Source organism: Halorubrum lacusprofundi ATCC 49239, assembly GCF_000022205.1.
Classification (GTDB): Archaea; Halobacteriota; Halobacteria; order Halobacteriales; family Haloferacaceae; genus Halorubrum; species Halorubrum lacusprofundi.
The window spans coordinates 412,266-433,257 of sequence record NC_012028.1 but is presented as its reverse complement, the minus strand read 5'-3'; the positions used below and the strand labels follow the sequence as shown (position 1 = coordinate 433,257).

Below are 20,992 nucleotides of genomic sequence, written 5' to 3'. Positions count from 1 at the left end.
GGTTGACTACAAACTGCGGCTATCTTGAGAGTTCATTTCGACTTCAGACGTGTCGTCTCCAAGCGCTAGTTTGGATCGTAGGGATTCGTCGCTGTGTCGAGCCGATAGACGTCCTTGGCTGCGTCGAAGTCATCGTCGAATGCATACAGATAGCCGAGCCCCTCGGTTTGCATATACGCGATAATGCAGGCATCGACGAAGGAGAGGGGTTCGTGTTGGCGGAATAGGGCTTTCCCCGTCGCGAAGGCGTCGGTGTTGAGTGAGTCGATATGGAAGCGGGCGTTTTCTTCGATTCGATCGAGGAGATCGACGGCTGCGTCGTGGCCGGCGTGGGTCGTGAGGCCGTTGAGCGTTTCGGCGAGTACGTAGTCAAGGACAACTGCCTCCGGAAGCGTGCCATCGTCGATGCCCCGGAGCACCGGGAGTGCAGCGTCGTGCGAACTATCCCGCGTGTATGCGGCTGCAAAGAGGACCGTCGTATCGATGAGCGCACGAGGCATTTACTCGACGTCGACGCCCCAGGCGTCGTGGTCGCTCGTCACATCGGTCGTCTCCTCACCGGCGTAGCCGTCGAAGTCGGCGAACGTGCCCGTTTGCTGTTGGATAACGTGAACTCGGATGCTCCCGTCGTCTTCGAGATGCCAGCGGAGCTGATCACCGTCGTCGATATCAAGCTCCCGCCGTATTCGGGCGGGGATGTTTGCTTGATTCCCAGATACCTTGCTTTCGGCGTCAATCCTGTCGCTGCTCATATCTCCCGGTACGTGACCGACCGTGAAAAACCTAGTGTGCCGCCACACTACGCTGTGCTGTACGAAAGACTCGCACAATCCGTATCAGAAGCTGGGGGATAGTCGCCTCGGTATCGGAGTACGGCCCAGTCCTCCGACAGAATTTCCAACGCTTCGGCAACATTAAAGGCGCTCCTGTCAGTAGGTGTTAGCATACTGGGTTACGTTCTATGACTGACGATTCACTCTCTCAACGGAAGGCGCAACTGGACAAAGCCGAACGCGAACATCTCGAGGACGTCGTCGAAGAGCTCCGCGAGCGCGTCGAGGACAACGTCCGATATCAACTCACGCAGAAAGGCCTTGACGACGAGCCGGAGGGTCCGGATACGCTGGACGAGGACATCGAGCAGCTTGTCGAAGCAATCGAACTCGAAGGCGTCGACGGCCACACGTGGGACGAGGCGTTCGAGCAGTACGTCACCGGCGTCGGCTACACCATCGTCAACCGCCTCGCCGCACTGCGCTGTATGGAGGTGCGTGACTTCATCGACGAAGAGGTTACGGTCTTCAAGGAGAACGGCCTGACGCCGGCCGCTGAGACGCTCGTTCACGAGGAGTTCCTCTTAGAGGACGAGGCGATTCTGGAAGCCTACCACAACGCCTGTGATGAGTTGGCCGAGGAGATCGAGATCCTCTTCGACCGGTCATCGTCGTACAGTCTGGTGGACCCGGACGACGACACGTTCGAGGCACTCTGCGGGATGCTCGATGACGTTCCAGACGAAGTGTGGCGAGCGGACGACGTGCTCGGGTGGGTCTATGAATACTACAACCGCCCTGTCGTCGAGGCGCTTGACGCGAAGAACACGCTCGAACCTGACGACGTCGGCCCGGCAAATCAGTTCTACACGCCCCACTGGGTTGTGCGGATGCTCGCTGACAACAGTCTGGGGAAGCTCTATCTCGAAGCGACCGAACAAGAGTCGTCAGTTCCCGCGGCTGAAGAACTCTCCATTGAGGAAAGAAAAGAGCGCCTCGTCACGCCCGAAGACGCACCAGGCGTTCCCGAACTCTGTGAGGGTGTCATAGAATAGTTCTCATAGCGTGATGACGGTGCTTCCTGGATTGTCTCCGCGTTCGTCGTTGGTGATCGCAATAACGAGACGAAGGCACAGCGCGAGGAACACTTGTGCTCGTGCGTGGACGCGGCCTCGGGCGCGAACGTGCCCGAGGCCGCAGTCCTTGACGGCGTCGTTGGTTCGTTCGACTCCACTCCGGCGGTTGTACGTCTCGTCTAGCGTCGATTGCTTCAGCTGAACGTCCTCGCTGTGTTCGTCGATGCGGGCTTCGACCCTGTACTCGATGTCTTTCGGATCGTCGGTGTTTCGTGCGTTGTACGGAGCGACTGGCACGACCCCTGCGGCCAGCAGGTGGTCGTGCCAGCCGAGCGTGTCGTAGGCGCTGTCTCCAAGCATCCAGATCGGTTTCTCGACGGCGAGCGCGTCACACGTGACGCGCATCGCCGTCTCCTCTGGCGCTTGCTTGCTCTCGGTGAACTCCGCGGCAATCGGGATCTTTTGCCCGGTCGAGACGATCGTACAGCCGTAGCCGTGGTAGTACTCTTCGGCGGTTGGATCGTAGCCTTTCGACGCGTCTTGGTCGGCGGGCATCGTCCTCACGTCGGTGGAATCGATGGAGTAGGTCAAGTCGAGCAGGCCGCGGCAGGCGGCCTGCTCGACGAGGCGGTCGAAGACCTCGTCGACGACGTGTTCGAGGTCGGTGAGGAAGCGATCGACCGCGTCTCTCGACGGCGGTCGATCGAAGCCACAGCTGAGCCAGACGACCGTGTTCTGGAGTTCTCGCGTGACTGGACGGATGCCGTAGACGTTCTTGTAGTAGCAGTGCAGGAACGCTCGGAAGAGTGCTGGTGGGTGATGATCTCGTGTTCGCCCCCGGCGAGCGGGGGCGAACACATCGAATTCTTCGAGAAAGTCGAACTCAAGATGCTCGAACAACGCGAGCGTCTCGGTCGCCATTACATTGAAGAACTCGTCGATAGAAGTCTCCTCTTGCAGGATGCTGGCGCTCGTAGACACAGTTCCAACATCCTGCGTCTTCGTGTGTGACGCTTTCTATGACACCCTCGAACTCTGTACCTATCTCATCCCCGACGAGGACGACCAAGACGCCTCCTCGTTCGACCATCCCTCGGAACTCCGCGTCATCGACCCTGCCTGTGGGAGTGGACACTTCCTGCTCTACGCTTTCGACATCCTCGAGCGAATCTGGTGGGCCGAGACTGACCTCGACCGCAGCGAGATTCCCGCGAAAATTCTCGAGCACAACCTCTACGGCGTCGACATCGACTTACGCTCCTGCCAGCTCTCCGCGTTCAATCTCTACCTGAAAGCCCGGACCCGTGCAGAAGAAGAGAACGGGAACTTCGAGATGCCCAACGTTGGTATCGTCTGTGCCGACGCTCGCGTCGCCGAGGTCGAGGAGGCCGTCGATGTCCTTGACCAGATTACAGGCGAAGGAACGGACGTTCGCGAGGCGCTCGACGAAATCATCGAAGAGTTCCAGACGACCGAGGCGCTGGGGAGCCTGCTAGACGTTCAGAGCACGCTTTCAGAGGAGTTCATGGAGGAGCAGACGGACATTATGGATTGGGGCGGTGAGGGGCCGCATACGTTGAACGGGTTCCTGAGACAGCTACGGGAGGCCGTTGACGAGCGTACATCCGATTCCTTCGGCGAACAGAATCTCCGGAGTTTCCTGAATCTGCTAGTGGTGCTGACGCAGGACTACGATGTCTCCCTGATGAATCCACCGTACGGGTCGGGCGGTCGAATGCCGAATCCTGTCCAGGATTACGTGGAAGACCACTACGAGTACACGACCGAATACTACATCAACTTCTTCGAAGCGTGTGATCGGCTGGTGAAACCTGACGGGCGTATCGGGATGCTCGTTCCGTGGTCGTTCATGTTCAACAAGTCCTTCCAGGACTTCCGCGAAGACTTCGTCGGCGGGCGTGGATCGTTTGATTTCTTCTCGGAATTCGGCTATGACATCCTCGACAACGCGACTGTTGGGACTGTTGGGACTGTCGTCCGATCTGAGACTGAGAGCGCCGTCCGATCTCCCTCCGAGAGCGAACAAACTGGGACATTTATCCGTCTTCCAGATGTGTCGAAAGCTGAAAAAGAGCAGAAGTTCCTCGAATCGTCTTTCGTAGAGTCCGAATCGGAGGTCCAACGACTGTATCAGCGTAACCTCTCCGAGTTCGACATGGTTCCAGGAACTCCACTCTCGTATTGGGTTCCCGTTGAGTTGCGTGAGCTATACGAGTCAGAAACCGTGCTTGACGCAGATAACGCAGGTCTAAAAGAACGAGAGACACTAGGAGATATCAAACAAGGGATTGCAACAGCTGACGATTCTCGGTTTGTCCATCAGTTCTGGGAGAACACAGACACACCTGCTTGGGCACCATTTGCAAAGGGAGGCGCAGACTCTTGGATTCTTCCGCGAGTTAAGCGGACAGTTTGGTGGGGGAACCAGGGTGCGGAAATAAAACGGTATTACGGCTCGCGTCCACAAAATACGGAATATTACTTTAACGAATCACTCACGTATACCGTAGCTAAGCGAAGTGGAAGGCGATTTGGGTACTTGCATGAATCATCTATCTTCGGCCATAAGGGATCCGTACTAGTTCCTGACCGCGCCATCTGGAACGCTCTTTCATACACGAACAGCCACCTGTTCACCTATCTGATGCTCACTCAAACCTCTGAACGGATGTGGGAGGTTGGATTCGTTTCAAAGGTCCCGTGGCGAGAGGAACTCGAAGCTATTGACGAACTCGAGGCACTCTCACAAGAAGCGGTCGGGCATCTCATCTCAAAGCGTCAGTACGACTTCGTCTCACCCCATTACGACGGGCCGATTCTCTTGGATGTACTCGGCGTAGATGACCCACTCCCGCAGTACGATCACCCCCACCGTGAACTACGCGAGAGGCTCATTGTCAACGAACCAGAAAGCACTGCCTCGGCAAATTCCTCGCTCACCGATATTGGTACCGCAGCGGCAAAACACCTCGAACGGATAGAGGCAGATCTCCAATCCTGTGCAGACGCAATCGATGAGGCAGTCTTCGACTGCTTTGATATCACCGATTACCAGCGTGAGACCGTACTCCAAGAGATCGCCCTCCGGACTATCGAGGATCCGCGTGAGCGCGAGGAATACGATCCGGAGTCCATAACGGAACCCGGTGACGACTTCCCTGAGATGGTGAAGGATCTCCTTCTCCACCTCGCAATCCGTACCGTTCACGAGGACGATGATGGCATCGTCCCACTTTCCGATGTGGACGGTGAAGATGGTCTCCTCTCCCGGATTGAAGACGAGTTCGATCGGCTCTTTAGCGAGCACGCTTCGGCACGCCTCGCCGAGGTCGACCAGATTCTCGGGAGTCGGACCGCCGACGAAGAAGCGTACCCGAACCTTCGCGAATGGCTCGAAGACGACCTGTTCGACTACCACGTCTCCACGTTCGACCGGACACCGATTCTGTGGCGACTAACGACCGAACGGCTCGTCTCCGACCCAGAGGGTGAAGGCTTCGCCTGTCTTGTGGACTACCATCAGCTTGATGCTGGTGTCTTCGACCGTCTTCAGAACCGGTACCTCGAACCGCGGAAAGCCCTCCTCCGGGAACGGCGTAGCGCAGCGAACCGCCGACGTGGCGACGACTCGCTGTCCGCGTCGGAGAAAGCAGCCGCTGCAGAGGAGTATGCACGATCCGAGAGCGGCCTCGAACAGATTGACGTATTCGAGGAACGACTGTCCGAGTTGGCACAGTCGTCGCCGCGTGAGTGGCCCGAAGCGAACCAGCAGACTGCTGAAGAGGCGGTAGAGACGGTAGCTGACTTCCGCGAAGAGACGGCATCTCGTCTGGAAACACTCGAAGAGTTGGCTGCAATCGACGACGTCGATATGGGCGATCTCTTCAGCCCGTCGTTCTACGAAACGGTTCAGAAAAACCAGGACGAGTGGTTGGATGCGCTTGACGACCTCGAGTCTGCTTTCGAGGCGTATGCGGCCGATGGTTCCGAGCCAGTCGAAGCCCATCTCTACGATCTTTTCGAGTATTACGACGATCTCGTCGGGTCCACGCACTACGCGAGCAATGGCATCCTGTTCATGACGTATTACTTCGGGAAGTTCGAAGACGCCGGACAGTCCCAGATCGGGGACACAGGGGTGTCGGAGCGCCAGCGTCTCCTCTCAGAGTTAGCCACTGGCCTCGATTCGTACGAGAAGCTCGCGAACGAGGTCTCCGAAACCTGTGATACCCTCGCGAGTGACGTTTCTTCCGACTGGGAGGATCGAGCGCTCTCCGAGATAACGACTTCGGGGTACCGACCGAATCGAAAGCACGGTGTCGAGATCAACATTCGGCCGCTCGCCGAAGCGAAAATCGTCCCGAAGACGGTGGAAGACGACGTTCTCTGACTATGCCTGCAACCAAGACCCTCCCCCAGTGCGCTCACGACACCATCGAGAGTGCCATCGACGAGGCGGCCGACGACGACCCAGTCATCCTCTGGTGGGACGACGGTGGCTACCTCCGAGATATCGTCGAACACGCGAGCACACAACTCCGCTGTGAGTTCCGAGCAGCCGAGCAGACACCCTTAGAACTCCGTGCAGACGCGCCACGCGACCGAACCGTCTGGTACGTTCCCCAGCCCAGTAGCGACGACGTAGACTGGTTCAAGGACGTCGAGCACACCGGAGGAGTTGTCGAGCAGCACATCGGCAAACTCGCCGCCCGCTGCTTCGAAAACGACCGCCTCCAGGCCGCGACGATTCGCACAGCCTACGAGGACGCCGCGGAGCAGAGCTCCGCGAGTCCCCACTCGCACGCTCGCGGGGACGCCGACGCCCGCGAGAAGGTCGCCCAGACGCTCTACGAGGAACTCGATGGCGAGGGCGGCCTGCCGTCGCTCCAGGGCCTCCAGACGAAGATCGTGCTGAACGGCCACGACGACCCCGTGCAGTTCGTCCTCGAACATGGAACACGAAACCTCCCCGATGGCGAGGGCCTGCTGAAGATCCGTGACCTGCTCGTCGACGATGGCGTCACGGCCGTCGAGGGTGAGTCCGACGCTCGGACCATCGTCGAACGAACACGCCGCTGGGCGGTCGCTGAGTGGTTCGTCGACGAAGGACTGGACAAGGCCCTGCTCCCGCAGGAGTACCAGCCAGAACCGAGCACAGGGTTCGGTGTCTCCAGGCCCGAACTCCGGTCGATGCTGAGCAAGACCGAACGAAAAGGCGAGCTGGCGAACGTCTATCTCGACCCCGACCAGCGGTTCTGGCACGACGTCCTCCGCAGCTACGACGACCCATGGGAACTCGTCGACTGTCCCGTCGACGCCTCGCTTGAACACCGCCTCTGGGACGAGTGGACCCAGTCGTTCAACGCCGGCGAGTACGAGACGTGCGCGTCGCAGGCGACACAGCGACACGACCGCCTCGACGCGACGTATGGCGACGTTCCCTGGACACAGGTCTGGGAACAGGCAATCGACGTCGCGACGCTCGCAGCCGAGCTGGAGACCTGGGAGGAGCGCGGCGACACTAGCGACGTCGTCGATCTCTACGGCGACGTCGAGGACGGTACTTGGCAGATTGACAACGCCGTCTTCAACCTCATCATCTCCGGCGAGCCGGAGGCCGGGCTTCCTGAGGAGCACCCAGCTACGGCGACACTCGATAGGCTCCGTTCCTCGTTGACCGAATCGCGATATCTCGAGTACCTCACTGACCTCGGCGACCTCGTCGTCGACCAGATCGAAGCGGGCTCGCCCTTCGTCGGCGAGAAACACGCCCACCAGTTCTTCGCCGAGGAACAGGAACACCTCCAGAGCGGCCAGAGTGTTGCGCTGTTCATCGTCGACGCGCTGCGCTTCGACCTCGCTCACGAACTCGCCGACTCGATCCGTCGCGAGCTTCCCCAGCTCGAAGTCGACGAGAGCACGTGGGTCGGGACCCTTCCCTCCGATACCGAATTCGGAAAGGCCGCGCTCACGCCCGGTAGCAAGTTCAGCTTCAATATCGAACTCCAGGACGGGGAGCTCGTCCCCGAGCGCAGCGACCGCAAAATCACGAACCACCGTCGCCAGACACTCCTCGAGAACGACGGCTGGAGCTACATCATGCAGGACGCCGAGGACGAGGTAGGCTGGAGCAACACCCGCGTCGCCTACTACTGGAACGACATCGACGAAACCGGAGAGAAGGAGCTGACGGACTTCGAGGAGTTGTTCAGTGACCGCATCGAAGCGATCTCACGCATTATCTGCGAGAAGTTACGGAAAGGCGAGTGGGACCGAGCGTACATCCTCTCGGACCACGGCTTCGTCTCGCTTCCCAAGCACGTCGACATCGACGACCTCCATCCGCCGGATAACGCCGAACAGGTGACCCGACGGTGGGTTGCCGGAACAGGTCTCGATGACGACGCACCAGGCGTGTTGCTCGACGAGGATACCCACCTGGGCTACCTCGACGATGATGCGAGGGTCAGTATCCTCGCCGATCCAATCCAGCGGTTCCGGAACCAGGGACTCCCGGATGCCCGGTTCTACCACGGTGGCATTCTCCCGCAGGAGTTCGTGCTGAACTTCGTCACCATCACGCAGGAATAACTACCCATGCAGGACCTCGCACCCGGAGACACGATTCTTCTCAACGACAACCCTGCAGAGGTCATCAAGACGTACTCCGTCGGCAACCTCGACTACCTCAGGGCCTACGTCGAGGACGTCGGCGTCAAGACCGTCTGTATCGCCGACGTCGACATCGAGCCCCAACGCGAGCAACTCGGTGCCCTCGAACCCATGACGGCCGACCAGCTCCATCCCGACCACGACGCAGTGTCCGCCGAATGGTTCGACCTCCGCTCACAGGCGCTCCAGCTCCAGATCGCCCACGAACAGGGGCAACTCCTGAGTATCTCGAACTCGCTCGTCCGCCTCGAACCGTACCAACTCGCCTGCGTGAACTGGGTGATGCAGAAACTCCGCCAGCGAGCGCTCATTGCGGACGACGTCGGGCTGGGGAAAACCATCGAGGCGGGACTCATCCTCAAAGAGCTCACCGCACGCAACCGCGCCGACCGCGTCCTGTTCGTCGTCCCAGCCCACCTCCAGAAGAAGTGGATTCGCGATATGGACCGCTTCTTCGACATCAGCCCTACACCAGCTGATCGGCAGTGGGTCGAGGGCGAACGCCGCCGCCTCGGCGAGGAGACGAACATCTGGGACCAGGACCACCAACAGATGGTCACGAGCATGGCGTTCCTCCGCCAGGAAGAATTCCGCGAGGAACTCGACGACGCGTTCTGGGACGTCGTGGTCGTCGACGAGGCACACAAGGCAGCCAAGCGCGGCGAGTCCCCGAGCAAAACGTCGAAGATGGTCGAACGAGTGGCTGACAACTCCGATTCGTTGCTCCTGCTCAGCGCGACGCCACACGACGGCAAGGGCGAAGCGTTCCGGTCGCTCATCGAGTACATCGACCCGTTCCTCGTCGCCGAAGACCAGGACCTCTCGAAGGAAGCAGTCGACCGCGTGATGATGCGCCGCGGCAAGCAGACTATCTATGACGACGACGGCGAGCGCATCTTCCCGAACCGTGATGTCGGAACCATCCCGGTCGAGATGACCCACGAGGAGCGCCAGTTCTACCGAGCGGTCACCGACTACGTCAAGAATGTTTACAACCGCTCTGAACAGCTCAACGAGCCCGCTGTCGGCTTCGCGATGGCGCTGATGCAGAAACGCCTCGTCAGCAGTATCGGGGCGATCAAGGCGACGCTCAGTCGTCGGCTCGCGAACCTCGTCGACCAGCAATCCACCACAACCAATCTGTCCGAAGAAGCGTCGGCCTATCTCGAAGGTGAAGACCTCGACGAACAGGATCAGCAGAAGGCCGAAGAAGAGCTCTCCGGGCTCACTATCACAGAGAGTGACGCACAACTTGAAGAGGAAATCGAGACGCTCAGGGACCTCGTCTCACTCGCTGAGGGAATCCCGGTCGACTCGAAGGCCCAGAAAGTACGTCGATACATCCAGCAACTGCTCGAAGAACAGCCCAACGAGAAGATACTGCTGTTCACGGAATACCGGGATACGCTCGACTATATCCTCGATCTCGTGAAGGACGAGCCGTGGGCCGACGAGATCCTCGTCATCCACGGTGGTGTCGACAAGGAAGACCGCACTCGCATCGAGGACGAGTTCAATCACGGCCAGTCCCGATTGCTCTTCGCGACCGACGCAGCCAGCGAGGGGATCGACCTCCAGCACAGCTGCCACATCATGGTCAACTACGAATTGCCGTGGAACCCGAACCGTCTCGAACAGCGCATCGGTCGCCTCCACCGCTACGGCCAGGAGAAAGAGGTCACGGTGTGGAACTTCTCGTTCGAGGATACTCGTGAGAGTAAGGTCTTCGAGATGCTCCAAGACAAGGTCGAGAGCATCCGTGGGCAGCTGGGGAACACAGCCGACGTCTTGGGGATGCTCGACGACATCAACGTCGACTCGCTCATCATGGAATCCATCCGGAACGACGAACCGGCGAGTGCGACGAAAGAAGAGCTGGAAGAACTCATCGACGAACGCCAGCGGACGCTCGCGGAGTGGTACGAGCGGAGTCTGATCGATACAACGACGTTCGATGAGGAGAGCCGGCGCAAGATTCAGGACGTGATGGACCAGTCCGAGGATGTCTACGGCAGCGAAGCAGATCTCCGGGAGTTCTTTGAGCGGGGTATCTCGGCACTCGGTGGCGACGTCGAGAAGGCAGGGAACAACCTCTTCCGAGCTGAGTTGCCCGAGTCGCTCCGCCGCTCGCGGGACGGTGACCCCTACGGCCCCTTCACCTTCAATCGGGAGTTCGCGATGGACCACGAGGGAATCGAGTACATCTCCCCAGATGCGGAACTGGTCCAAGAGCTTATGCAGCAAGTGCTGGACAGCGAGCAGGGTACTGTTGGGATCAAACTGCTCCCGTTCGTTGATGACCCCGGTATCACCTACAACTATCGAGTCAGGTTCGAGGACGGGACGGGCGAGGTGATTCGCGAGGAGATCCTTCCGGTGTTCGTCGACGCGGCACACCGAGACCCCCAACAACGACTCGGCCAGCGAGTCATCGGGGGAGACAGCATCATAGGCTCGCCCGAGGAGGGTCGCGTCCGGCCGCTCCTCGAGCACGAGCGAGAGATACGAACCTCCGCTGATCGATATATTAGCCAGCGCGTTGAGTCACTCAGAGACGAACTCCAGCAGCGACGGCGCGAGGAGACGCAGCAGGAACTGGATGACCTCGAAGCCTACGCGGAAGCCGAACGCGAGCGTATCGAGACGTTCATTGCCGACTACGAACGCAAGGCTGAGGCCGGTACTGACATGGACATCGCCATTCGAAGACAGCGGGATCGGCTCTCGAAGCTGGAAGAGCGAATCGAGAAACGCCGTCGTGAACTACGACGGAAGGCGCAGGTCATCTCCTTGGCACCAGAAGTCGAGAATGTTTGTCTCACGCTCCCGATATAGACGCTTTTCGCCGGGAACCAATCAGTCACGCTCTTGCGTAGAGTTGCGAAACGACCGTATTAACCAACATAATCGCCGATCGCTCCCATTTGTTGGTTACTGACACACCACAATTTCCAGTGAATACTCTGAAGATGGCATAGAATGATTCTCATGGTCGGTCGAGAGGAGCGATTACCTGTTTGAGTGCCGAAAATTGGGTCAAAAACTGGCACTACTCTTAACCAAAACCGCCGTACGACGGGTATGTGAACTATTCTATGGCCCCCTCGTGAATACCCTCGTTATGAGTGAACTCGCCACCGACCCCGCAGCAAGTTCAACGATACGATGTAGACATCGGTCGTCCAGCCAGAAACCCTACTCGGAAGCAGACGCTGTCTCGGACGGGATAGCAACTGTGTCGGCCAGTTCGACTACGTCGTAGACGTGAATCCCGGTTTTGAACCACAATACTCGATCAGCGACCCCTCCGAACTCCTCACTCGCACAATCCAATTGCTCTGAGACAGCCAACACGAAATTGTCAGCCTCCACCTGCCGGATCTTCGATATCTTTGACTCCAGATACTCGGGCGTCCAGAAGCCGACGATTTCGAGGATTGCCCGCCGACCGTCTGGATGTTCGATCGCGAAGTCGGGGATCATCACTTGGGCACCCAGGTCAAAGATGTCGTCCTCGCGCACGAGTTCCCAGTCCGTGTTCGAGCGCTCCCATTTCTGCGCGAGCGTCCGCTCGATGTCGCTATCGAAGTGCTCGCCAGCACTGTAGTGCGAATCAAGGTTTTCGGTGTGGTCGTGCGTGAATTGCCGCGTCTCGCCGGTCGTTTCGTCGATCAGAATCGTGGCAGCCATCTCCCACCGGTCACAGAGCGGTAACGCTGGGAGGAAGTTCGCCATCCGGATCCCATACTTCTGCGATTGGGAGAACAGCGATGCTGGGCCGTCCAGCACGGCTTCGTAGCCGGCAGCCTGATCCGTACTTCCAACGCGCTCGCCGTCGGCGTCGATCGGGTAGATACGGTGCATCAGCCCGAACAGCTTCACGTAGCTGAACACCGTCCCAAAGTGGTCCCAGACGCGAATCCGCATCTCCGTCGCGTCGTAGAGGACTGCTTGGGCAAGTGCGAGATTGTACCGGGTCAGGAGCCAGTCCACGGTGAGGTCCGTGTGTTCGTATTCTCCGGCACTACTGCCGGTCAGCGTCGTCGTCGCCGTCGATGAATCGCCGTCACTGGCGTATTGCTCGGCGGTCCGCGTCCCGATTCGGACAAGTCGCTTGTTGGCCTCCAGGTCGGCGTACATTCCCCGATAGCAGTCTTCGAGTGAGATCCCCAACTCATCTGCAACCCAGCTGTATACTTCCAGTTTCTGTGTGTCCTCGCCAAGCGTCGGTTGGCGGACGATCGGATACCGCTTGTTGGCTTTCTCGAACAGGCGCTGGCGGATCTCACGCGGTTCGACCGAGGCGATGACCTCGAACTCGCACTCGTCTTTCAGGAGTTTCGCGAGTCCCTGGACGATTTTGTAGTCGGTATCTGCGACGGTCAACTCGTCAATTGAGTCCTCGAGGTCGCCTTTCGGCTCGCCGAGATGATCATCGAACAGTTGGATGAGCTCCCGTGCCGTCTCACGATAGCGTCCATCAGTCGGATCGATGAACAACGGTTTGACTTCTTCGTCGGTCGTGCGTGACCGGGCGAGGTTCGCGGTCAGCACTACGCACTCACCCCCTCACGGCGGCGCTGGGAAACATAGGTCTCCATCGTCTCGTCCGTGATGATTTCGTAGAGGCGTGCCGGTTGGCGATCATCCGTGGGCCGCAATATCCGGCCGAGCCGCTGGGCGTACTGGCGTTTCGAGGCACTCCCCGAGAGGATGATCCCGACGTTCGCCGCAGGCACGTCGATCCCCTCGTCAAGCACCTGCGAAGTCACCAGCATCGAGTACTCCCCCGTCCGGAACCGTTCCAGAATCTCGGTGCGTTCGTCAGTCTTGGTCTGGTGGGTGATGCAGGGGACGATGAATTCTTGAGAGATGTCGTAGGCGAAGTCGTTGTTCGCGGTGAAGATGATGGCGCGGTCATCGTGATGCCGTTTGATGAGATTGTCGAGCGTGTCGAGTTTCTTTTCGGCGGTTCGGGCGATTCGCTCGGCACGTTGCTTGGCGATGAGCGCCCGCCGCCCTTGCGGGTCGTAGGACGTGCGTTTGAGGAACTCCGCATAGCCGTCCTCCTTCCAGAGGTCGAACTCGTGGCTGTCAACGTAATCGCGGTAGAGCTGGTACTCCTCGTCGTACGTCTCGCCCTCGTCGGCCGTGAGGTCGACCGACATGTGGATCGTCTCGTACTCGCTGAGATACTCCCCGGCGAGTTCGTCGACGTTTTCGCGGTAGACAACTGGCCCGAGGAGCTCTTCGAGCAGTTCGTGTTTCCCGTCGGGGCGCTCGTAGGTCGCGGTCAGTCCCAACCTATAGGGCGCGATGGTCATCTCAGGGATTTGACGGTAGGTCGGCGCTGGCAGGTGGTGTTCCTCATCGACGACGAGTAGCCCGAACTGGTCGCCATACTCGTTGATGTACCGATAGGCGCTGTCGTAGGTGGTGACGGTGATCGCGGTGACGTTGTGGCTGCCACCGCCGAGGACGCCGACCGGCTCCGGGAGCTGCTCACCAAAGGCGTTGGTGAGCGTGGCGTGCCACTGATTCATCAGATCGATCGTCGGCGTGACGACGAGCGCGCTGACGCCGGCGTCAGCGATGGCTTGGAGGCCGAGGAACGTCTTCCCGCTGCCCGTGGGGAGGACGACGCTGCCCCGGCGGTCGTGGTCGATCCAGGCGTCGAGGGCGGCCTGCTGGTAGTCTCGTGGTTCGATGTGGAGCGCTGGCGTGAGGTCGAGATCGGGGTAGGCCCGAGCGGCGTCTTCGAGCGCGGGAGCGAAGCCGTCGTGCAGCGTTGCTTGTTCGTCTCCGTCCGACCATGCACCGGCCCATTCGAGGAGCGCTCGATATCGATACGCTTGGGTGCGGTACTCGTCGACGCGGTCGTCCCACTCCGCGTAAGGGACGTTATCCGGTGCATCGCGGAGCAGGAGGGTTCCGTCGTCGAACTCGATTCGCATTCAGTATGGAGACGGATGTTCCCGGACGGATTCAATATGTGGGTTCTCCGCGTTCCGGTGAGTGGCGTCTCTGTCGCTGAACAGTCTTAACCAACGTATGTACGCCAAAGGCGTTCACTGTTGGTTAATCCGCTGGACGGTTGTGTGGTGATTGGGCGAACTCGGGTTGCAGAGGTATGACGAGCAGCGTCGTGGAGGAACGCCTACAAGCCCTGCTCTGGAAGTGCTACCTATGACGATCTACGTGTTTCGCGTCTGGCTCCAGCCGAATCCGCTGCTGGGCTTTGAGCCTGACGAGGAGGTCTGGCGAGATATCGAAATCAACGGCTCGCACACGTTAGCGGCGTTCCACGAGGCTATTTTCGACGCGTTCAAGCGGTGGGACTCCCACGCCTACGAGTTCATCACACGCGACAAGGAGGGTATCGCACTCCGGAGTTACGTCCACCCACACCTCTACGACGGCGGAGTGAGCTGGCCACCGATGGACGACGGGGAAATCGGCCGCTTCATCGACCGGGCTGTGCCGGACGATGCCGCGGCCGAGGCCAAAGAGCGATTCAGAGACCTTCAGAGGAACCCCCCGACGGAAGGCAACGCCGCGGACACGACGGTCGAGGAACTCGACCCCGAACAACTGGGCGCGCTCTCCTACACGTTCGATATGGGGGACGGTTGGGAACACTCCATCGACCTTCAGGAAGCCCGTGAGGGATCGCTGGATGGTGGCCCCGCTGTCGTCAACGAACAGGGAGAAGCACCGCCTCAGTACCGCGATCTGGACGACGACCAGTAAGCCATGCCCCGCGACATTTTGGTCGTGTTGCAAAGTCCTCTAGAGTCCAGTAGAAACTGGCTCCCGTGAGGACGAGGTCACCTACTGGTATCCATCTAAGAGGTACCATGCACGCCACAATCGACGTGCGGTTCGAACTGAGTATCGACGACGACAAAACGATACCACTCGCCACGCTTGCCGAGTTTGTCACCGACCAGAATATCGAATCGGTCCTCCTCGAAGAACTGGTCGAGAGCCTCGACGCGGCTCCCGTCGAGAGCCTCGACGCGGCTCCCGTCGAGGCGCTCTGTGGCCAGAAACACGCTCACGGCAACGGTGACCAGCGCTTCCAACGCGCTAGCACCGATACCCGCACAGCCGTCACAACCGCTGGTGAACACGAGTTTACCTCCACTACGTCGAAGACACAGCCGCTTAACAGGACGAATACAGTTACTTCCGGCCCGTCGAAGATGTCCTCGACTTTGACGGCCAGAACCGCTATCAACGGGACATCTCAGCCAAAAACGTCAATCTCATTATTTCGCTCAGCTATCGTGATGCCGCTGATCACGGCGAGGGCTTCGTCTCAGGGACGGATCGGGATGATTCACAATCAGAGTTCGCCTGTCCGTGTTATGCGTATTGATTAAGTACTACCCACTCGTTGCAGTGTGGACATTTGTGCTTGGTTACGATGAGGCCTTTCGAGGGCAGATGTTCGAAACAGTTCTTGCAGGTGTAGTTGCCGCAGTTGTCGCAGCGATAGCCATCGAGTACGCCACCACCACAGTCACCGCAGTTATCCATCGGATGACATATTTCTCTGGTGGCTTCTTACCAGCACTGTATAGAAGGGCTGTAGATGAGTTGAAGCCCAATATTTCATAGTGCAGTGTGCCAGTTTCGACAGTACAGCGGTGTCACAGTAAATGATTATTATATAAGAACACCTATATTAATGCGCTAGTTCTCGGGCCTCACAAAAGACATATATGACAGCACGCAATACTACAGGATGGCGTTTAATCGTACATACTCAACACACGAATGGCACGGAACACTGTCAACACCACTGTGTCGATCGAACCTCCTGATGCGTTGTTCCTCAGCTGGGCGAGCGGCATCAATGCATCCGGACTCTTCCGCGAAGCACTGGCCGAGCAGATGGCCTATCGAGACATCGACCGCGACGAGCTCTCGATCCTCATCGAGGAGGCGCTCACCGACACCAACCGCGACCTCGACGACCTCCTCGACCAAACCTCCAGCATCGAGGACCTGAACGCCCTGCTCGAATCAGACCCCTCCAACGACTAGCAGCCAAACACCGCATGAACGATCCACCTTCCGATTCGGCGAGCGATGCACCGGCAACTGAACCGACCGCCACTGACAGCCAGCCCTCCGAATTCCTGTTCAGCCGTCGTCTCAAAGCGACGCTCACTCGTGCACCCCCACGAGTGATCTCGCTTTCGATGGGGATTGCGTTCCTCGTGGTAGCTGTCGGCCCGGCCGCGGCACAGAACCAGGTCGGCGATGTCTACTGCAACACAGGCGTCGCGACCGGCATCGACCTGGTGTTCGGCGCGATTGCTGGCCTCGGGCTTCCTGCAACTGCCTTTTACATCGGGACGGCTGGCCTCTCGTACATGCGGGCTGGCGGCAATCCCGAGAAGAAGAACGATGCCAAGGAGAAACTCGTTATGTCCGGCATCGGCTTCGGCATCGTCGTCCTTGCACTCGTCTCACCCGAACTCATCGATAAGGTCGGCAGCCAGATGGGATTCGGCTTCTCAGACTGTGTCAAACCATTTTAGGCCCATATAGCATCGTCAACGAACCGTCCCTGAAACCCCCGCTCGATAGATCATGTCTGCCCGCCGCTCCATGGCCACGGTGCTTGCCCTTCTCCTCGTGAGTGGTACCGCCGGGATTGTCGCTGCAGAAGGTCTTAGTGCCGTCACCCCACCGGACTCAGGTGACGCTGTGCCTGCCGATGGGCCCGCCTACGGTGTGAACAACAGCACCTTCCAGCGACTCTGGTCGGACGACGTCGACAACGGTAACCTCTCGGTCGACGATTTCGACGACGCCAACGTCTCATCGCGCGCCGAATTCGCGCATCGACTCGCCCGCTCGACAGATGTCCCGTTCGCTCGCCCACCACAGGCTACGTCGAACTGGAATAGCGGCGATTTCGGCGATTACAGTCCTGGTGGTCGTAGGGAGTCAGTCCACCCGACCGGTGCGTCCCTCGAAGACGGCGTGTACATCAAAGATGCGTACGTCAGCATCTTCGCCACACAGCCCTCGACGATACTTCACCACGCGAACGGAACGACCCAGTACGTTGCGCCGGACGGTCAGGTCCGCACGATCAGTGATTACCGGATTGCCGTTCCCCAGGACGATCGAAATGGGTCGCAGCGTGAACGCTGGTCAATCGACCAAACACAGATCGAGTCGGTCGACCTTTCTGCAGACGGCCGACTGCTCGACAGCGCAAGCGGGCATCAGGCCACGCTCCAGTACACCGGTCTTTCGGGTTCGCCGCAGCTGACCGTCGACGCCACGATCACGGTGACGCTGCGTCACGTCACGCTGGACTGCCCCGACTGGAATTCGTCGACAGCCGGCTGTGATGGCGACTGGAATCGTGACGTCGAAACACCGGAAGCATCGAGAACGGTATCGACGTCACAGCGCGTCGTCGTCAACCGGCTCTCGGATATCGCAGGCAAGCGCGTCCAGTTCGAAGCCACCGAGGATCGTGTCGGCGCGGTTGTCCACCCGAACACCGAGTGGTCGACGATCTCGGTCGACGGCGACGTTCGAGCCCGGAGCAACTGGTGGTTCTACACAGCGAGTCGAGCCGGCTGGCAGACGATGGTCACGAACACCGCGACCAACACGTCGCGGGCGATATCGTCGGTGCGCCCCGTCCAGACTCACGCGTTCCCGAGTCGGCAAGCGCCGTACGTCCCCACCGACCTGACTGACGATGGTGAGCGCCCACTCGCTATCGAGGAAACGTGGGGGACGGAGCAGACCGGCCCATCACTGCCACTGAACATCGACCTGGAGTCTGCTAGCCCCTACGTGAATGCCGACTCGATTGCGGTGACGTCCACAACCCTCGATGAGAGCGCCTTCCGCGAGGTCACCGTACACGGAATCGTTCGCGGACAATCGCGGACGGTCAGCCTATCCGACCAGCAGACCGTCCGCGAGACGAACCTCACTCTCACGGCCACCAACGCCAACGCGACGCACGCGGTCGTCCGCGCAACGGTCACGGAGACGGCGACCGGCGCGGCTGTCACCAGCGGTCGTGTTACGGCCGGCAACCAGACTGCGGCGCTGAACAGCAGCGGGATAGCCACCCTCACGCTCTCGAATCCAGGGGCGCTCGTACGAGGGGAGTACCAGCCATCCGAGTGGTGGCGGACAGATCGTCCCTACGCAACGGCAACGGATGTCGCAAAGACGCCGGGGAACTATCCCGATTTCCAGACGCTCATCCAGGTCGTCGTCGTGACGATTCTCTGGTTCATCCCGCTCGCAGTCCTGGTCTTCGGATTCGACTATATGTCCGATGGCGCACTACTCGGTCTCTCAAATCGAACATGAACGACACGACAGACGCATCCAGCCACGACAGGCGTATTGGCCGTCGAACAGTTCTCAGTGGGCTCACCGGGACCCTCGTCGCACTCGCTGGCTGTTCTTCATCGCCATCCGAGACAAAGAGCCCGAGCTCCGAGACATCGCCACCGCCTGGAAGTGAGAGCGACGCTTTCGAGCGAGTTGCGATGACCGAGACTGCTCTCGTCGTCGAACTCGCCAGCGATACTGATGCTGATTCGGTCAATCTCATCAACCCGAACGGCGAGATGAACTCACTCCAGCGGGTCCAAGAAGGAGCGACACAGGTAACATTTCAGCTACTCGGGGAAACCGAAGACGGGTACACCCCCGGAGAGTACCATGTCGTCGCCGTCGCTGGCGACAAAACTATCGGTGAAACGACGATCTCCTTGGAGCCCCAGGTCACGATCACGGATGTCATCTGGGCACAGAATAACCCGGACATGGACTGGGAGAAGAGCGGTTCAGCTTGGCAACAATTCGCCGCTCTCACTGTCAAGAATACGGGCAATGCACCAACGTATCTCACGGCAGTAGAGTGGCGCAATTCACCGCAGGCAAAGGTATCTGCGTCGGAGACAGTGACGACCAACCTGAACCGGCTTCTGTCACCCGGAGAGACGACCATCTACACGACGACGCCTGTCTATCAGACAGAAGACCCGACCGGTGTTTACGGAGCTATTGAGTGCAGTGAGTTGGAGACGGATACGCTCACCGTCACGGGAACCCTCCAAGCTGGAGCGAATCCGTCGTACTCACAGACGATCGAGTATGGTGGAGAGAAATACGCATGTGATCTAACCATCATCGACGGCGGCCCAACTGATTCGGCTCAAACGGCGTCGAACGGGAGTGATTCCTGATGGGATGGTTCGGAAAGCAGGTCGAGGACGCCATCAGGAACATCCTCACGGACATCAAAGAGGCGCTCCTCGGGTTCGCGAACGACATTTTCGAGGCGCTTCTCAACCCAATTGTCGGCGTCCCTGCACCGGAATCCAACTCCCGATACATCGTCGTCGGCACTCCCGAGAATGCACCATGGCAGAGCCTCTACGCGGATTTCTATCTCCAGTATATCCTGCCGTTGACGATAATGTTACTCATCGTCGGGTTCGCGTACATCGGTCTCCGGTCCGGTTCGATCAGTCCCTATCGGCGAAAGCGGCTCCTCAGGCGCATCGGGCTCGTGTTCATGGGTTCGTTCGTCTGGTTCCCACTCGTATCGATCCCGCTCCAGTTCGTCGATGCGATCGGACTCACACTTGCTCCAATCAACGATATGTCGGCGGGGTTCGGGAGTCTCATCGAGTCTGGTGTCGGTGGCCTCTTCGTCGTTCTCGCCATGGCTCTCGTTTCGAACTTCCTACTTATCGTCGCTGCCCTCGTCTACGGTCTCCGCTGGCTGGGCATCCTCGTGCTAACGCCATTGATGCCGTTACTCGGCGTCTTCTGGGCACTCGACGTGTGGCCACTCAGTCCGGCCTCGGAGATCGCACGCCGCGCAGCCGGCATCTATCCAGGACTCGTGCTTGCGGGACTTCCTGCTGCAGTCCTTTTCAGAATCGGCTGGCAGATGAATCTCACAGCGAGTGCAGATGGCCTCTTCTCCCTGTTCCTTGGACTCGTGCTCATCCCAGCGGCGTGTCTCGCCTCGATTATGACCGTCTACTGGTCTGCCCCTGCGGTTCAGACAATTGCTCGGCAGGGAGCGCGCAAAACGAATCCGGTGGCTGCCGCCTCAGCAGCGAAATCAGGCACGGGAAAATCTGTTCGTGGTGCCCGGAACGTGCATCGGGGATACGCCCAGAACAAAGCTGGCCCGGTGACGAAAAGCGGACAGTCCCAACTTGGGAGTGGCGACTCGAACGCATACACACTTGGGTCCTCTGCCCAGTCCGCGAAAGGCCACGCAGGTCGCTACAACAACCTGCGGCAGTCCAAAACAGGCCGAATGCGCGACAAGGCGAAAGAAGATGCTCGTCGGACGTCACAGGCGGCGAAAGCTCGGTCGAAACAGGCGTTCAAGAACACAAAAGAGACGGTCTCACGGTGGTGACTATT

General features: G+C 59.2%; 15 protein-coding genes and 2 pseudogenes. 12 read left to right on the top strand and 5 right to left on the bottom strand.

Features of this window, described 5'->3' with window-relative positions; all coding sequences use genetic code 11:
- Positions 1-65: 65 nt before the first annotated feature.
- Positions 66-500, bottom strand: a complete 435-nt coding sequence (locus HLAC_RS15640; protein WP_015911585.1) for a PIN domain-containing protein — start codon at positions 498-500, stop codon at positions 66-68.
- On the bottom strand, positions 501-752 hold the full coding sequence (locus HLAC_RS15635) for an AbrB/MazE/SpoVT family DNA-binding domain-containing protein (RefSeq protein ID WP_014053212.1): 252 nt from the start codon (positions 750-752) through the stop codon (positions 501-503).
- Positions 753-961: 209 nt separating this feature from the next.
- Here HLAC_RS15635 and HLAC_RS15630 point away from each other — a divergent pair.
- Positions 962-1,822: pseudogene (locus tag HLAC_RS15630) on the top strand (BREX-5 system adenine-specific DNA-methyltransferase PglX); the annotation flags it as partial.
- Positions 1,823-1,831: 9 nt separating this feature from the next.
- Here HLAC_RS15630 and HLAC_RS15625 read toward each other — a convergent pair.
- Positions 1,832-2,770 carry a transposase gene (locus HLAC_RS15625; protein ID WP_015911568.1) on the bottom strand — a complete coding sequence of 313 codons (939 nt, stop codon included), beginning with the start codon at positions 2,768-2,770 and terminating at the stop codon, positions 1,832-1,834.
- Between the two features lie 40 nt (positions 2,771-2,810).
- Between HLAC_RS15625 and pglX the strand changes: the two genes are divergently transcribed.
- Genes pglX through HLAC_RS15610 form a run of 3 tightly spaced genes read left to right on the top strand, consistent with a single transcriptional unit; the run spans position 2,811 to position 11,377 of the window.
- Complete coding sequence (gene pglX, locus HLAC_RS15620) at positions 2,811-6,260, top strand: BREX-5 system adenine-specific DNA-methyltransferase PglX (RefSeq protein ID WP_154018587.1); 3,450 nt, start codon at positions 2,811-2,813, stop codon at positions 6,258-6,260.
- A 2-nt stretch (positions 6,261-6,262) separates the two neighbouring features.
- Positions 6,263-8,461: a BREX-5 system phosphatase PglZ gene (gene pglZ, locus HLAC_RS15615; protein WP_015911583.1), complete on the top strand. Its 2,199-nt coding sequence runs from the start codon at positions 6,263-6,265 to the stop codon at positions 8,459-8,461.
- A 6-nt stretch (positions 8,462-8,467) separates the two neighbouring features.
- The gene (locus tag HLAC_RS15610) at positions 8,468-11,377 is read left to right on the top strand and encodes a helicase-related protein (RefSeq protein WP_015911582.1); all 2,910 of its coding nucleotides are present in this window, start codon (positions 8,468-8,470) and stop codon (positions 11,375-11,377) included.
- 360 nt (positions 11,378-11,737) lie between these two features.
- Here HLAC_RS15610 and HLAC_RS15605 read toward each other — a convergent pair whose 3' ends face one another.
- Positions 11,738-13,096: a DUF790 family protein gene (locus tag HLAC_RS15605; protein WP_014053217.1), complete on the bottom strand. Its 1,359-nt coding sequence runs from the start codon at positions 13,094-13,096 to the stop codon at positions 11,738-11,740.
- Positions 13,096-14,496: a DEAD/DEAH box helicase family protein gene (locus HLAC_RS15600; protein WP_015911581.1), complete on the bottom strand. Its 1,401-nt coding sequence runs from the start codon at positions 14,494-14,496 to the stop codon at positions 13,096-13,098. The genes HLAC_RS15605 and HLAC_RS15600 overlap by 1 nt, the downstream gene beginning before the upstream one ends.
- Before the next feature lie 232 nt (positions 14,497-14,728).
- On the opposite strand from HLAC_RS15600, the gene HLAC_RS15595 reads away from it, so the two are divergent.
- The 8 genes and pseudogenes from HLAC_RS15595 (at position 14,729) to HLAC_RS15565 (ending at position 20,987) form a co-directional block, all read left to right on the top strand.
- Positions 14,729-15,292 (top strand): IS1096 element passenger TnpR family protein, encoded by a 564-nt coding sequence (locus tag HLAC_RS15595; RefSeq protein WP_014053219.1) that lies wholly within the window; start codon positions 14,729-14,731, stop codon positions 15,290-15,292.
- A gap of 107 nt (positions 15,293-15,399) precedes the next feature.
- Positions 15,400-15,866: pseudogene (locus tag HLAC_RS18925) on the top strand (ISH6 family transposase); the annotation flags it as partial.
- A 53-nt stretch (positions 15,867-15,919) separates the two neighbouring features.
- Positions 15,920-16,165, top strand: a complete 246-nt coding sequence (locus HLAC_RS19350; protein ID WP_169304936.1) for a hypothetical protein — start codon at positions 15,920-15,922, stop codon at positions 16,163-16,165.
- Between the two features lie 159 nt (positions 16,166-16,324).
- Positions 16,325-16,594: a hypothetical protein gene (locus HLAC_RS15585; protein ID WP_014053222.1), complete on the top strand. Its 270-nt coding sequence runs from the start codon at positions 16,325-16,327 to the stop codon at positions 16,592-16,594.
- A gap of 14 nt (positions 16,595-16,608) precedes the next feature.
- A complete protein-coding gene (locus HLAC_RS15580) occupies positions 16,609-17,094 on the top strand; it encodes a pilin (RefSeq protein ID WP_014053223.1) in 486 nt (161 codons plus the stop codon).
- A gap of 52 nt (positions 17,095-17,146) precedes the next feature.
- Positions 17,147-18,907: a DUF8186 domain-containing protein gene (locus HLAC_RS15575; RefSeq protein ID WP_049933856.1), complete on the top strand. Its 1,761-nt coding sequence runs from the start codon at positions 17,147-17,149 to the stop codon at positions 18,905-18,907.
- The gene (locus tag HLAC_RS15570) at positions 18,904-19,791 is read left to right on the top strand and encodes a hypothetical protein (protein ID WP_014053225.1); all 888 of its coding nucleotides are present in this window, start codon (positions 18,904-18,906) and stop codon (positions 19,789-19,791) included. The genes HLAC_RS15575 and HLAC_RS15570 overlap by 4 nt, the downstream gene beginning before the upstream one ends.
- On the top strand, positions 19,791-20,987 hold the full coding sequence (locus HLAC_RS15565; RefSeq protein WP_014053226.1) for a TrbL/VirB6 family protein: 1,197 nt from the start codon (positions 19,791-19,793) through the stop codon (positions 20,985-20,987). The genes HLAC_RS15570 and HLAC_RS15565 overlap by 1 nt, the downstream gene beginning before the upstream one ends.
- The last annotated feature ends 5 nt before the right edge of the window (positions 20,988-20,992 follow it).